The organism is Micromonospora sp. NPDC049139, assembly GCF_055586845.1.
Window position 1 is genome coordinate 203,651 of record NZ_JBVJHK010000003.1, and the last position, 14,659, is coordinate 218,309.

Here is a 14,659-nt window from a genome sequence, read left to right on the forward strand (position 1 = left end):
ATGGCCCGGTGACCTCCCCACGCGATCTTGTTCTGCTCGGCTCCACCGGCTCGATCGGCACACAGGCCGTCGAAATCGTGCGGCGCAACCCGGACCGGTTCCGGGTGGTCGCGCTCGGCGCCGGCGGCGGCAACGTCGAGCTGCTCGCCGCCCAGGCCCTCGAACTCGGCGTCGAGGCGGTGGGTGTGGCGAAGGCGTCCGCCGCGCAGGACCTCCAGCTCGCCTTCTACGCCGAGGCGAGCCGGCGCGGCTGGGCCACCGGCGACTTCAGGCTGCCCAAGATCGTGGCCGGCCCGGACGCGATGACCGAGCTGGCGCAGTGGCCCTGCGACGTCGTGCTCAACGGCGTCGTCGGCTCGCTCGGGCTCGCGCCGACCCTGGCCGCGCTGCGCGCCGGGCGTACGCTCGCGCTGGCCAACAAGGAGTCCCTCGTCGCCGGCGGTTCCCTCGTCAAGGCCGCGGTGACCCGGCCGGAGCAGATCGTCCCCGTCGACTCGGAGCACTCGGCCCTCGCCCAGTGCCTGCGCGGCGGCGCCCGGGGCGAGGTGCGCCGGCTGGTCGTCACCGCCAGCGGCGGCCCGTTCCGGGGCCGGCGGCGTGACGAGCTGACCGCGGTCACGCCCGAGCAGGCGCTGGCGCACCCGACGTGGAACATGGGGCCGGTCGTCACGATCAACTCCGCCACGATGGTCAACAAGGCGCTGGAGGTGATCGAGGCGCACGAGCTGTTCGACGTGCCGTACGCCGACATCACCGTGATGGTGCACCCGCAGTCGGTGATCCACTCGATGGTCGAGTTCGTGGACGGGTCCACCCTCGCCCAGGCCAGCCCGCCAGACATGCGGCTGCCGATCGCGCTCGGCATCGGCTGGCCGGACCGGGTGGCCGACGCCGCCGCCGCGGTCGACTGGACGACGGCGCACACCTGGGAGTTCGCGCCGCTGGACGACGAGGCGTTCCCGGCGGTCGCGCTGGCCAAGGCCGCCGGCGAGGCCGGGCGCTGCCGGCCGGCGATCTACAACGCGGCCAACGAGGAGTGCGTGGCCGCCTTCGTGGCCGGCCGGCTGCCCTTCCTCGGCATCGTCGACACCCTTGAGCGGGTGTTGGAGGACGCTCCCGACTTCGACGAACCAGGTACCGTCGAGGACGTGCTCGCGGCGGAGTCGTGGGCCCGCGCGCACGCGCAGGAGATCATCATCGCGGGTTCGGTGGAAGGAGCTTGATGGCGTACCTGCTCGGGGTGGTGCTCTTCGCCCTCGCGATCCTCATCTCGGTGAGCCTGCACGAGGCGGGGCACATGCTCACCGCCAAGGCCTTCGGCATGAAGGTCACCCGCTACTTCGTCGGCTTCGGCCCCACGCTCTGGTCGTTCAAGCGGGGCGAGACGGAGTACGGCATCAAGGGCATCCCGCTCGGCGGCTTCTGCAAGATCGTCGGCATGACCCCGCAGGACGACGACGTCGACCCGGCGGACGAGCCGCGCGCGATGTGGCGCTATCCGGTCTGGAAGCGGACGATCGTCATGTCCGCGGGCTCCATCACCCACTTCGCCCTCGCCCTGGTCACCCTCTGGGTGATCGCGGTCACCGCCGGCCTGCCCAACCCGGACTTCCCGAGCACCGAGGCCGAGATCCGCAAGGAGCCGGCGGTCATCCAGCTGTCGGACTGCGTGGTGCCGGAGAACACCCTGCGGGCGTGCACGACCGCCGACCCCGCCAGCCCCGCCGCCCAGGCGCAGCTGCGCGACGGCGACCGGATCACCGCGATCAACGGCGCGCCGATCAACGACTACGGCCAACTGCTGACCACCCTGCGGGCCCTCAAGCCGGGCGACACGGCGCAGATCGCGTACGTCCGGGACGGCCAGCCGGGCACGGCCAGCGCGGTGCTCGCGCAGACGCAGCGCCCGCCGCTGGACGACCCGAAGGGTCAGGTCGCCGCGGTCGCCGCGCTCGGCGTCGGCCTCGTCCCCAGCACCCCGACCCGGGTGACGTACGGGCCGGTCGGCGCGTTCGGCGCGACCGCCGACTTCACCGGCGACATGGCGGTCAACACCTTCGAGGCGATGAAGCGCATCCCGCAGAAGGTCCCGGCCCTGTGGACGGCGATCACCGGCGGCGAGCGGGACATGGACACCCCGATCAGCGTGGTCGGCGCGAGCCGGCTCGGCGGCGAGGCGGTGGAGAACAACGCCTGGCTGCTGTTCTTCATGCTGTTCGTCTCGCTGAACTTCTTCATCGGCGTGTTCAACCTGCTGCCCCTGCTGCCGCTGGACGGCGGGCACATCGCCATCGCCTGGTTCGAGCGGGCCCGTTCCTGGGTCTACGCGCGGTTCGGCCGCCCCGACCCCGGCCGCGTCGACTACCTCAAGCTCATGCCCCTCACGTACGCGATGATCCTGATCGGTGGCGCGTTCACGCTGCTGACCATCACCGCGGACGTCGTCAACCCGATCACGCTCTTCTCAAGGTGAGTGCCTGAAGTGACCGCTGTCAGTCTCGGCATCCCGGCCGTACCGCCTCCGCCGCTCGCCCCGCGCCGGGCCAGCCGCCAGATCATGGTCGGCTCCGTGCCGGTCGGTGGGGGCGCGCCGGTCTCCGTGCAGTCGATGACCACCACCCTCACGTCCGACGTCAACGCCACCCTCCAGCAGATCGCCGAGCTGACCGCGTCCGGCTGCCAGATCGTCCGGGTCGCGGTGCCCAGCCAGGACGACGTGGAGGCGCTGCCGGCGATCGCGAAGAAGTCGCAGATCCCGGTCATCGCCGACATCCACTTCCAGTCGAAGTACGTCTTCGCCGCGATCGACGCGGGCTGCGCGGCGGTCCGGGTGAACCCGGGCAACATCCGGCAGTTCGACGACAAGGTCAAGGAGATCGCCAAGGCGGCCGGTGACGCGGGCGTGCCGATCCGGATCGGCGTGAACGCCGGCTCGCTGGACAAGCGGCTGCTGGCCAAGTACGGCAAGGCCACCGCCGAGGCGCTGGTCGAGTCGGCGCTGTGGGAGTGCTCGCTGTTCGAGGAGCACGGCTTCCGCGACATCAAGATCTCGGTGAAGCACAACGACCCGGTGGTGATGATCCGGGCCTACCGCCAGCTCGCCGAGAAGTGCGACTACCCGCTGCACCTGGGCGTCACCGAGGCCGGCCCGGCGTTCCAGGGCACGATCAAGTCGGCGGTGGCGTTCGGCGCGCTGCTGGCCGAGGGGATCGGCGACACGATCCGGGTCTCGCTGTCGGCCCCGCCGGTGGAGGAGATCAAGGTCGGCGCCGCGATCCTGGAGTCGCTCGGGCTGCGCGAGCGCGGCCTGGAGATCGTCTCCTGCCCGTCCTGCGGCCGGGCCCAGGTCGACGTCTACAAGCTCGCGGAGGAGGTCACCGCCGGCCTGGAGGGGCTGCCGGTGCCGCTGCGGGTCGCCGTGATGGGTTGCGTCGTGAACGGCCCGGGCGAGGCCCGCGAGGCCGACCTGGGCGTGGCCTCCGGCAACGGCAAGGGCCAGATCTTCGTCAAGGGCAAGGTCGTCAAGACCGTGCCCGAGGCGCAGATCGTGGAGACGCTGATCGAGGAGGCGCTGCGCATCGCCGACGAGATGGGTGCCGAGCTGCCGGAGGAGCTGCGCGGCCTGCTGCCGGGCGCCACCGTCTCCGTGCACTGACCCACCGCGCCGTCGCGCACCGGCCCCACCGCCACCCGGCGGTCGGGGCCGGTGCGCTTTTCACGGCGTACGCCGGCATCCGGTTATCAAACCGTACGTACGTCTTGCTAGGGTGTGGGCGTGCGGCTGCTTCCTGAACCGGGCCCGGCCCGGACCCTCACCCTCGGCACCCTCGTGCGGACCGTCGGACGCGGCCTGTGGCTGGTGGCCAGCGCGCTCTTCCTCACCCGCTCGGTCGGCCTCACCGCCACCGAGGTGGGCGTGGGGCTGACCGTCTCGGCCCTGGTCGGCCTGCTGGCCAGCGCGCCGACCGGCTACCTGGCCGACCGGCTCGGGCCCCGGGGCACCCAGGTCGCCGCGCTGGTCGCCGGGGGCGCGCTGACCGCCGCCCTGGTGACCGTCCAGTCGTTCGCCGCGTTCCTGGCCGTCGGTGCGGCCACCGCCCTGGCCGACGCCGCCGACCGGGGCGCCCGGGGCGCGCTCATCGCCGGTTCCGTCCCCGCCGACCAGCGGGTCCGCACCCGCGCCTACCTGCGCGCCACCACCAACGTCGGGATCTCGGTGGGCGCCGTGCTCGCCGGCTTCGCGCTCGCCGCCGACACCCGGTCGGCGTACGTGGCGCTGATCGTCACCGCCGCGACGACGTACCTGCTCGCCGCCGCCGTCTTCACCCGGCTGCCGGCCATCGCTCCCGCGCCCGCCCCCACGCAGGGCCCCCGGCTGGTCGCGCTGCGGGACCGCCCCTTCCTGGCGTTCACCGTGCTCGACGGCCTGATGTCGATGCACTTCGGGCTGCTCAACATCGCCCTGCCGCTGTGGATCGTCGGGCACACCCGGGCGCCGGCCTGGGTGATCTCCGGGCTGATGCTGGTCAACACCCTGGTGGTGGTGCTCTTCCAGGTCCGCGCCGCGCGGGGCACCGAGAGCCTCGCCGGGGCGGCCCGGGCGTCGCGGCGCGCCGGGCTCGCCATCGCCGCCGCCTGCGTCCTCTTCGCCGCCAGCGGCGGGCTGCCGACGGTCGCCGCCGTCGCGCTGCTGGTCGCCGGCGCGCTCGCGCACGTCGTCGGGGAGCTGTGGCACTCCGCCGCCGGCTGGGGGATCTCCTTCGGGCTTGCGCCCGAGCACGCCCACGGGCAGTACCAGGGGGCGTACAGCATGGGTTTCGAGCTGGGCCGGATGATCGCGCCGGTGGTGGTGACCACGTTGGCCGTCGGGTGGGGCGTGCCCGGCTGGTTGTTGCTCGGTGGGCTGTTCCTGCTGCTCGGTGCCCTGGTGCCCGGAGTGGTCGGCTGGGCCGCCCGCAACCGGGGCGCAGCGCCCGCGCCGCGACCGGTCCCGGTGCCGTAGTCCTCTCGCCACTCGACCGGCGCGGCGGGGGGCGGATCTGGCAGGCTGGTATCCGTGCTGACGGTGCCGGTACGGCAACTCGGGGAGTCGGAGCGCCGCGCTGTCGAGCGGCTGCTCGACCTCGACCCGTTCGCGGGCGCGCAGGTCGCGGAGCGGGTCGCCGCGCGCGGCCTGGCCTGGTGGCGCGCCGAGGGTCGGGTGCTGGGCTACGGCACCCGCCGCCACCTGGAGTCCGTCTGCTGGCTGGGCGGCAACCTCACCCCCGTCCTCGCCACCGAGCCGGCCGTCGCCGCCTACGCCGACCTCCTCGCCGGCGAGGAGCGGCTCTGCTCGTCGATCGTGGGCCGGGCCGACGCCGTGCTCGGCCTCTGGGACCGGCTCGCCGACGTCTGGGGGCCGGCCCGGGACGTACGCCCCAACCAGCCGCTGCTGGCCACCGACGCGCTGCCGGCGCTGCGGGCGGACCCGGAGGTGCGGCTGGTGCGCGGCGGGGAGATCGACCGGCTCTTCCCGGCGGCGGTGGCCATGTACACCGAGGAGGTGGGCGTCTCGCCGCTCGCCGACGACGGCGGGCGCGGCTACCGGCGGCGGGTCACCGAACTGGTCCGGGCCGGGCGGGCGTACGCGCGGTTCGTCGACGGTCAGGTGGTGTTCAAGGCCGAGCTGGCGGTGGTGACCCGCCGGACCGCCCAGGTGCAGGGGGTCTGGGTGGCCCCCGAGTGGCGGGGGAGGGGCATCGCGACGGCGGCGATGGCGGCCGTGGTGCGCGACGCGCTGCTGCGGGTCGCCCCGACCGTGAGCCTCTACGTCAACGACTTCAACCTGCCGGCCCGCCGGGTCTACGAGCGCTGCGGCTTCCGCCCGGTCGGCACGCTCGCCACCGTGCTCTTCTGAACCTTCCCGGGCATGGCCCGGATCACCCCCGGCGGGAGTGCCGAACCGGACGACCGGGGCTAGGCTGGGCATGTTTTTGCACTGACCAGTCAGTTCAAGAAGGTGGGCCGGGTCGGATGGTGGTCGTCGAAGCGCGCGGGCTGGGATTGCGTACCCGGCGGGGGTGGGTGTTCCGGGACGTCGACCTGACCGCCGCCGCGGGTGAACTGCACGCGGTGACCGGCCCGCCCGGCAGCGGACGCACCTCGCTGCTGCTCGCCCTGGCGGGCCGCTTCCCGACCAGCGAGGGACGGCTGACCCGGCACGGCCCCGCCGCGCTGGGGCAGGTCGCCGGCGTGCACGAGCCCGACCCCGCGCTGACCGTCGCCGAGCATGTCCGGGAGCGGCTGCTGCTGCTCGGGCCGGTGCCCCGCCGCCGGCGGCAGTTGGTGCCGGTCGCCGCGCTGCGGGCCCGCCGGGCGTACCGGCGGGACGCCTTCGCCGCCGTGATCGCCGGGGCCGGGCTCACCGGGGAGGCGCCCTTCGACCCGGACACCCGGGGGCGCGACCTCACCCCGCTGCAACGGCAGGTGCTCGGCCTGGTCCTGGCCACCCTGGGCGCGCCCCGGCTGATCGTCGCCGACGACGTGGACGCCGGTTGCGACGCCCCGGAACGCGCCCGGCTCTGGGCGACGCTCACCCGCCTGGCCGACCAGGGCTACGCGGTGGTCGCCAGCGCCCGCGCGGTCGAGGCGGACAGCCCCGCGATCGTGCACCGCCTCGGTGACCCCCCGGCCGCGCCGTCACCCCCCGACGAGGCGGCGGCCGGACCGCCCGAGGCCAGCGCCCGGCTGACCGAGGCGGCGGCCGGACCGCCCGAGGCCAGCGCCCGGCTGACCGAGGCGGCGGCCGGATCGTCCGAGGCGGCGGCCCGGCCGCCCGCCGCCGCTGGTCCGGGCGACGAGACCGATCCGACCGAGACCGTCGAGGTGGCCCGATGAGCGTCTTCCGACTCGCCCGGTTCGAGCTGCGCCGGCTGACCCGGGGCCGGCTGCCCCGCGCCGCGCTCGCCGTGCTCACCGTCGTCCCGCTGCTCTACGGGGCGCTCTACCTCTACGCCTTCTGGGACCCGTACGCCAAGCTGGACCGCATCCCGGTGGCGCTGGTCAACGCCGACCGCCCCGCCACCGCGAGTGACGGCACGGTCGTGCACGCGGGGCAGGACCTCGCCGACGAGCTGCTCGACCGGCGGGTCTTCGGCTGGCACGTCACCGACGCCGGGGACGCCGCCGCCGGCCTGCGCAGCGGCCGCTACCACCTGGTCTTCGCGATCCCGGAGGACTTCTCCGCCAGCCTGGCGGACAGCCCGGAGCCCGACCGGCCCGCCCGGCGGGGCGAGCTGCGGGTGGTCAACGACGACGCCACCAACTACCTCTCCGGGCTGCTGGCCCGCACGGCGTTCAGCGAGATCCGGGCCGCCGCCGCGCAGAGCGCCGCCGGGAACTACTTCGAGAAGATGCTCGTGGGCTTCACCGACGCCAAGGCCGAGACCAGCCGGGCGGCCGACGGAGCCGCGAAGCTCGCCGACGGGCTCGACTCCTCCACCACCGGCGCGGGCAGGGTAGCCGACGGGCTGGGCACGTCGCAGGACGGCGCGGGCCAGCTCGCGGACGGGCTGGACGCGTCCGCGACCGGGGCGGGCAGCCTCTCGGCGGGGCTCGACAAGACCGCGAAGGGCGCCGACGAACTCGCCACCGGGCTCGGCGAACTGCGTACCGGGGCGGTGCAGCTCGCCGACGGCACCGCCCGCGCCGCGACGCAGACCCGCGCGGTGGCGGACAGGGTCAACGGCGCGGCCGGCCGGATCGAGCCGGTGCTGAGGGACAACGCGAAGCGGATCGAGGAGTCGGCCACGGCGATCGCCGAGGGGGCGCAGGCGCTCGCCGACGGGCTGGACGCCCTGCCCCGGCGGGCACAGGAGGCGGTCAGCCAGGCCGAGCAGGTCCGCGACCGGCTCGACGCGCTGGTCGCCGCGCACCCCGAACTCACCGACGATCCCAGCGTGGTGGCCGCCCGTACGGCCGCGAAGGCCACCGTCGAGGCGGCCCGCACCGTGGCCGGCACGCTGGACGACGCCGACCTGACCACCCTGGAGAACCGGATGACCAGGGTCGCCGCCACCGCCCGGGAGATCGCCGCCGGGGCGCCCCACCTGGCCGACGACGTCGTCGCCGCCCAGGCCAAGGTCAACGAGCTGGCCGCCGGGCTGGGCACCCTCGCCGAGGGCAGCGCCAAGCTGCGCGACGGCCTCGGCACGGCGGCCACCGGCGCCGGCGAGCTGCGCGGCGGGCTGTTCCGGCTGGCCACCGGCGCCCGGGAACTCGACGGCGGCCTGCACCGGCTCAGCACCGGCGGCGAGCGGCTCGCCGACGGCCTCACCCGGCTGGAGAGCGGCGCGGGCGACCTCGCGGCCGGCCTGACCCGGCTGGGCGGCGGCGCCGGCGACCTGGCCGACGGCCTCGCCGAGGGGGAGGAGAAGATCCCCGGGTACGCCGACGCGGAGGCCCGCGCCGCCGTCCTCGGCGACCCGGTCTCGCTGGACCGCACCGCCCGCAACGCCGCCGGCGCGTACGGCGTGGGCTTCGCCCCGTACTTCCTCGGGCTGGCCCTCTGGGTCGGCGCGATGATCACGTACATGCTGCTGCGGCCGGTCAACCGGCGGCACGTGATGTCCGGCGCGCCCGCCTGGCGGGTGGCGCTGGCGGGCTGGCTGCCCGCCGCGGCGATCGGGCTGGCCCAGGCCGGGGTGCTCTTCGCGGTGGTGACCCTCGCGCTCGACCTCGACCCGGCGCGCCCGGCGGCCACCCTCGGCCTGCTCGCGCTGGCCGCGCTCGCCTTCACCGCGATCGTGCAGTGGCTCGGCGCGCTGCTCGGGCCCGCCGGCCGGCTCGCCGCGCTGGCCCTGCTGATGCTCCAGCTCACCTCGTCCGGCGGCACCTATCCGGTGCAGACCTCACCGGGCTTCTTCCAGGCGATCCACCCCTGGCTGCCGATGACCTACGTGGTCACGGCCCTGCGGCACACCGTCAACGGCGGGTCGGCCGGGCCCGTCGGCACGGGGGCGCTGGTGCTGGCCGGCTTCGGCGCGGCGGCGCTCGCGCTCACCGTGGTCACCGCCCGCCGGGCGCGCCGCCTGACCCCGGCCACCCTGCACCCCGAGCTGTCCATGTGAGGATGCTGACGGGCCGGAGGTGCGGACGGGGAGGGCCAGTGACGGACGGACGGTCGCGGCGGCGGGAGGACACCCGCCAGCGCCTCTTCGAGGCGGCCGTGGAGCTCATCGCCGAACAGGGCTTCTCGGCGACCACCGTGGACGACATCGCGGCCCGCGCCGGGGTGGCCAAGGGCACCGTCTACTACAACTTCGAGTCCAAGACGGTGCTCTTCGAGGAGCTGCTCCGGCACGGGATCGGCCTGCTCACCGCCGAGTTCCGGGCCGCCGTGGCCGGGCTGCCGCCGCGCGAGGCGCTGGCGGCGCTGGTGCGCGCCGAGCTGGAGTACATCCGGCGGTACCGGGCCTTCGCGCAGCTCCTGCTCTCCGAGATGTGGCGGACGAACCGGGAGTGGCAGCAGACGCTGCGGCTGCTGCGCGGCGAGGCGATCGAGGTGATCGCCGAGACGGTCCGGGCCGGGGTGGCCGCCGGCGACCTGCCCGCGGACCTGGACGTGCGGACCGCCTCGTCCGCGCTGTTCGGCGTCGGGCTGGTGGTGGCGGTGGACTGGCTGGTGTTCCAGCCGGACCGGCCGATCGAGGACGTCGAGGAGGCGCTGCTCGGCATCGTCCGCCGGGTCGCCCGGACCTGACCCGGCCGCCCCGCCACGGGCCGTAAATGCGTTGAACCGGACACCCCCACCGAGCAGGCTGGACGTCTCCCCACCGCCTTCCCGAAGGGACTCCGATGCGTCTGCTCCGGGACCTGTGGGTCACCTCGCCCCGCCGCATGGCGGTCGTGACCTGCCTGATCGTGTTCGGCGCCGGCGGTCAGGCCGCCGCCGCCGCGCTGGCCGGTCCCGTCCTGGTGCACCGCGCCGCCGGGTTCTTCGCGCTGCTGGCGGTGGCGCTGGTCGCCGCTGTGCTCACCGACCTCGTGGTCAGCCTGCTGATGGCCGGGCTGACCGCCGACTGGTCCGCCGACGTGCGCCGCCGGCTGTGCCGGGTGGCGTTCGGGCAGGACCTGCCGACCCTGGAGACCACTCCGGTCGGCGAGCTGCTCGACCGCATCGACGGCGACGTCTACCAGGTCGCCGCCGCGGTGCGCAACCAGGGCGTACGGATCGCGCAGGCGCTGACGACGGGCCTGCTCTCGACGGTCGTCGCCCTGGCGGTCTGGTGGCCGGCCGGCGTCGGGATGCTGCTGCTCACGGTGCTGCTCGCGGTCGGTTTGCGCCGGCCCACCGCGCGGATCGCCCCGGCCCGGATGGCCGAGGAGGAGGCGTGGTCCGACCTCGCCGCCGTGATGGAGGAGGCCGTCCACGGCCAGGACGACGTGCGGACCAGCCTGGCCCGGCCGTACGTGCTGCGCCTCTACGCCCGGCGGGCGGCCGAGGTGCTCGACCGGGGCGTCCGCGTGTGGCGGATGTCGGCCCGGGTCACCACGGTGGCCGCCGGCGCCACCCTGGCCGGGATCGCCGCCGTGGTGCTCGGCGGTGCGTGGGCGCTGGCCACCGGCCGGGTCGACGGCGCCCGGCTCACCGCCGTCTGGCTGCTCGCGATCGGGTTCGGCATGACCGTCGAGCACGTCAGCCGGATGGTCCCCGAGCTCCAGTACGCCCTCGGCGCGTGGGGCCGGGTGCAACTGCTGTCGAACTCCCCGCAGGAGCCCGTGGGCGGGGCCGCCCCGACCGAGGGCGACCTGCTGGTCCGCGGCCTCACCTTCCGCTACCCGAGTGCCGAGCCGGACGGCGGGCGCGGCCCCGCGCTGCGCGACGTCCACCTCACCTTCGCCCGTGGCCGCTCGTACGCCCTGGTCGGCCGGACCGGCTCCGGCAAGTCCACCCTGGCGAAGGTGCTCACCCGGGCCGTCGACGTGCCACCGGGGACGGTCTTCCTGGCCGGCCGCGACGTGCGCGACCTCGACGTCGAGCAACTGCGTCGGTGGATCGCCGTGGTGCCCCAGCGCACGGAGATCCTCGCCGGCACCCTTGCCGAGAACGTCGCGCTGTTCGAGCCGGAACTGCGCGACGCCGCCGCCCGGGCGCTGCACGAGTTGGGCCTGGCGGGCTGGATCGCCGAGCTGCCCGACGGCCTGGAGACCCGGCTCGGCGAGGGTGGGCACGTGCTCTCGGCCGGGCAGGAGCAACTGGTCGCCTTCGCCCGGATCCTGGTGCGCGACCCGCACGTGGTGATCCTCGACGAGGCCACCGCCCGTCTCGACCCGGTCACCGAGGCGCGGGTGCAGCAGGCCACCGAGCGGCTGCTGCGCGACCGGATCGGCATCGTCATCGCGCACCGCCTCTCGTCCGTACGCCGCTGCGACGAGGTGGTGGTGATGGCCGACGGGGCGGTGGTCGAGGCGGGCCCGCTGCGGGAGTCGGCCCGCTTCGCCGACCTGCTCGCCAGCAGCCACGCCACCGCGTACGCGCACGCGGGGTCGGGGGCCCGGTCCGGCGGGGTGGACCTGCTGACCGCCCCGCCGGACCCGTGGCCGCCCACCGGCCCCGACCCGGTGGAGCCGGAGGCCGGGCGGCCGGCCGCGCCCGACGGCGACCCGACGCCGGCGGCGGAGCCCGAGGCGACGGCCCCGGCGTCGCCCCGGGGGCTGCGTGGCCTGCGCGGGCTGCGGGAGGTCCTGCGGCTGTGCGTCAACGACGCCCGGTACGGGTTGGCCTCGCTCGCGATGTTCGTGCTGCTGGTGGTCCTCGGGATGGACGGGCCGGTGCTGCCCTGGCTCTGGGCCGACCTGGTCGACGGCGTCGGGGACCCCTGGCTGCCGGCGGTGGGGATCGTCGCCGCCCTGCTGGTCACCCTGCCGGTGCACTGGTTCACCGGCTACCGGTTCCCGCAGTGGTGGGTCCGGCAGATGCTGCGGATCAGCCTGCGGCTGGTGCACGGGCAGACCGGGCCGCGCCGGGTCAGCGGGCACACCCCGGCGGAGGTGGTGGCCCAGGGCGGCGACACCGAGCGGGTGGTGCAGCTCGCCGACAACGTGAGCGACCAGGGGATCTCGCTCGTGCTGCTGGCGGCGATGACGGCCGTGACCGGCAGCGTCGTGCCGGGGCTGTTCTTCGCCGGGACGATGGTGGTCTCCGGGCTGGCCGCGACGCTGTTCGGGCCGCGGCTGGAGCGCTCCGCCCGGGCCACCGTCGCCGCGCGGGCCGCGTTCGCCACCGCCCTGGTCTCCTCGCTGTCGGCCGCCCGTACGGTGAAACTCGCCGGGGCCACCCGGCCGGTGCTGGCCCACCTGGCCGACCTCGACGTGGTCCGTAGCGACCGGCAACGCCGCGAGATCGCGGTGCAGGTGTGGTCGCGGTCGACCCCGTCGCTGGTCAGCGGCCTGCTGCCGATCGGCGCGTGGGCGCTGTTCCTGGCCGGCGAGCTGTCGGCCGGCGCCACCCTGGTCGCGGTCGCCACCCTGGCGGCGGCCCGCTGGTTCGCCTGGACGACGGCGTCGCTGATCTCGCAGATCCCCTCCGCACGGGTGTGGACGCGGCGGACGGTGGCGATGACCGGGGTGGCGGCGTACTCGGCGGCGGTGCCGGACGTGGACCTCGGCGCGGGCACCGCCCCGGCGCCGGACGTGCCGCCCCGGCGCCCGCTGCGCCGGCTGGAGCTGACGGGCTTCGGGGTCCGGCACACCGACGGGACGGTGGCCGTCCGCGACGTCGACCTGACGGTGGAACGCGGCCAGTTGGTGCTGGTCGTCGGGCCGGTCGGCGCGGGCAAGTCGTCGCTGCTGCGGGCGCTCGCCGGCATCGCGCCGCACACCGGCCTGCTGACCTGGAACGGCGAGCCGGTCACCGAGCCGGAGCTGTTCCTGCGCCCCAACCAGGTGGGCTACGTCGGCCAGCTGCCCCGGGTGCTCTCCGGCACGGTGGCCGACAACATCACGCTCGGCCACCAGGTGGACGCCGCCGCGGCGGTGTCGACCGCCCAGCTCGACCACGACCTGGCGGCGGCCGGGGGCGGGCTCGGGCTGCTGATCGGGCACAAGGGCACCCGGCTCTCCGGCGGGCAGCTGCAGCGCCTCGCGCTGGCCCGGGCGCTCGCGCCGCGTACCGAGCTGCTGGTCGCCGACGACGTGTCCTCGGCGCTGGACGTCACCACGGAGCTGGCGCTCTGGCAGGCCCTGCGCGAGCACGGGGTGACCGTGGTGGGCTCGACCTCGAAGCGGGCCGCCCTGGTGCGGGCCGACCACGTCGTGGTCCTGCTGTCCGGCTCGGTCGCCGCCCAGGGCCCCTGGCGCGACCTGGAACCGCACTGGTCCCACCTGGCCGGCTGACCCGCTCTCCCCGGCCCCACCGCGAGGGGGCCGGGGAGGGGGTGGGGTCAGCGGGCGCGGGTGTACTGGGCGGGCCAGGTGGGGGTGGCGCCGAGCTTGGCGGCGGCGCGGTGCGGCCAGTACGGGTCGCGCAGGAGTTCCCGCCCGAGCAGGACCAGGTCGGCGTCGCCGGCGGCGACGATCTCCTCGGCCTGCTCCGGCTCGACGATCAGGCCGACCGCGCCGGTGGCCACGCCCGCCTCGCGGCGTACCCGGGCGGACAGCGGCACCTGGTAGCCCGGGCCGACGGGGATCGTGGCGGTGCTGGACGCGCCGCCCGAGGAGCAGTCGACGAGGTCGACCCCGGCACCGGCCAGCTCGCCGGCGAGCACCACGCTGTCCTCGACCGTCCAGCCATCGGGCTCCCAGTCCGTGGCGGAGATCCGGGTCAGCACGGGCACGTCCTCGCCGACCGCCGCGCGGACCGCCCGGGCCACCTCCAGGGTCAGCCGCATCCGGCCGGCCCGGTCCCCGCCCCAGCCGTCCTGCCGGTGGTTGGTCAGGGGCGAGAGGAACTCGTGCAGCAGGTAGCCGTGCGCGGCGTGGATCTCCACGGCGGCGAACCCGGCGTCGACGGCCCGCCCGGCCGCCGCCGCGAACGCCTCGACCACGCCGGCGATCCCGGCCTCGTCCAGGGCGGTCGGGACCCGGTAGTCGGGCACGAACGGCGTCGACCCGGGGCCGACCGGCGTCCACCCGCCCTCCGCGTCGGGCACCCCGCCCCGGCGCGGCGCCCACGGCCGGTACGTCGACGCCTTGAACCCGGCGTGCGCGAGCTGCACCGCCGGCACGGCGCCGTGCGCCGCGACGAACGCGGTCACCGGCCGCCAGGCGTCGACGTGCGCCCCGGACCAGAGCCCGGTGTCCTGGGGGCTGATCCGACCCTCCGGCACCACCGCGGTGGCCTCGGTCAGCACCAGGCCGACGCCGCCGACCGCCCGGCCGCCGAGGTGCACCAGGTGCCAGTCGGTGGGCAGGCCGTCCGGGCCGGCGGTGTACTGGCACATCGGCGCCAGGGCGATCCGGTTGGGCAGGGTCACCGCGCGCAGGGCCAGCGGCGTGAACAGGACACTCATGTCGTCATCCTCTCTACCGGCCGAGGAGGACCTCCCCACGGAGGTCCTCCTCGGCGTCGACGCGCCCGTCGGTGGTGGGCGTCGCCCGGACGTCCCGCCGGGGTCGTGGCGGGGCTGGCCCGCCGGGGTCGTGGCGGGCGTGGTCCGCCGGGGAGGTGCCGCAGCGGCGT

10 protein-coding genes are annotated in these 14,659 nt (G+C 75.5%); 9 read left to right on the plus strand and 1 reads right to left on the minus strand.

The genetic code is table 11. The features are described from left to right. The first annotated feature begins 8 nt into the window (after positions 1-8). The 9 genes from dxr (at position 9) to ACZ6Q9_RS07795 (ending at position 13,374) form a co-directional block, all read left to right on the plus strand. Entirely contained in the window at positions 9-1,223 is a 1,215-nt protein-coding gene (gene dxr, locus ACZ6Q9_RS07755; RefSeq protein WP_396828274.1) for a 1-deoxy-D-xylulose-5-phosphate reductoisomerase, read from the plus strand. Continuing rightward, positions 1,223-2,473: a M50 family metallopeptidase gene (locus ACZ6Q9_RS07760; RefSeq protein ID WP_393266678.1), complete on the plus strand. Its 1,251-nt coding sequence runs from the start codon at positions 1,223-1,225 to the stop codon at positions 2,471-2,473. The genes dxr and ACZ6Q9_RS07760 overlap by 1 nt, the downstream gene beginning before the upstream one ends. Positions 2,474-2,482: 9 nt before the next feature. Then, positions 2,483-3,655, plus strand: coding sequence for a flavodoxin-dependent (E)-4-hydroxy-3-methylbut-2-enyl-diphosphate synthase (gene ispG / locus ACZ6Q9_RS07765; protein WP_396828272.1), 1,173 nt, complete (start codon positions 2,483-2,485; stop codon positions 3,653-3,655). A gap of 120 nt (positions 3,656-3,775) precedes the next feature. Further along, positions 3,776-5,002, plus strand: coding sequence for an MFS transporter (locus ACZ6Q9_RS07770; RefSeq protein WP_393266676.1), 1,227 nt, complete (start codon positions 3,776-3,778; stop codon positions 5,000-5,002). Positions 5,003-5,056: 54 nt separating this feature from the next. Next, the gene (locus ACZ6Q9_RS07775) at positions 5,057-5,896 is read left to right on the plus strand and encodes a GNAT family N-acetyltransferase (protein ID WP_393266673.1); all 840 of its coding nucleotides are present in this window, start codon (positions 5,057-5,059) and stop codon (positions 5,894-5,896) included. A gap of 116 nt (positions 5,897-6,012) precedes the next feature. Next, positions 6,013-6,876 carry an ABC transporter ATP-binding protein gene (locus ACZ6Q9_RS07780; RefSeq protein ID WP_396828269.1) on the plus strand — a complete coding sequence of 288 codons (864 nt, stop codon included), beginning with the start codon at positions 6,013-6,015 and terminating at the stop codon, positions 6,874-6,876. Beyond that, positions 6,873-9,107 carry a YhgE/Pip family protein gene (locus tag ACZ6Q9_RS07785; protein WP_396828267.1) on the plus strand — a complete coding sequence of 745 codons (2,235 nt, stop codon included), beginning with the start codon at positions 6,873-6,875 and terminating at the stop codon, positions 9,105-9,107. Before ACZ6Q9_RS07780 ends, ACZ6Q9_RS07785 begins: the two co-directional genes overlap by 4 nt. Positions 9,108-9,145: 38 nt before the next feature. Next, complete coding sequence (locus tag ACZ6Q9_RS07790) at positions 9,146-9,739, plus strand: TetR/AcrR family transcriptional regulator (RefSeq protein ID WP_393266665.1); 594 nt, start codon at positions 9,146-9,148, stop codon at positions 9,737-9,739. Positions 9,740-9,834: 95 nt separating this feature from the next. Further along, positions 9,835-13,374 (plus strand): ATP-binding cassette domain-containing protein, encoded by a 3,540-nt coding sequence (locus ACZ6Q9_RS07795; protein ID WP_396828265.1) that lies wholly within the window; start codon positions 9,835-9,837, stop codon positions 13,372-13,374. 47 nt (positions 13,375-13,421) lie between these two features. Here ACZ6Q9_RS07795 and ACZ6Q9_RS07800 read toward each other — a convergent pair whose 3' ends face one another. After that, the gene (locus ACZ6Q9_RS07800) at positions 13,422-14,489 is read right to left on the minus strand and encodes an NADH:flavin oxidoreductase/NADH oxidase (RefSeq protein ID WP_396828263.1); all 1,068 of its coding nucleotides are present in this window, start codon (positions 14,487-14,489) and stop codon (positions 13,422-13,424) included. Positions 14,490-14,659 lie beyond the last annotated feature (170 nt).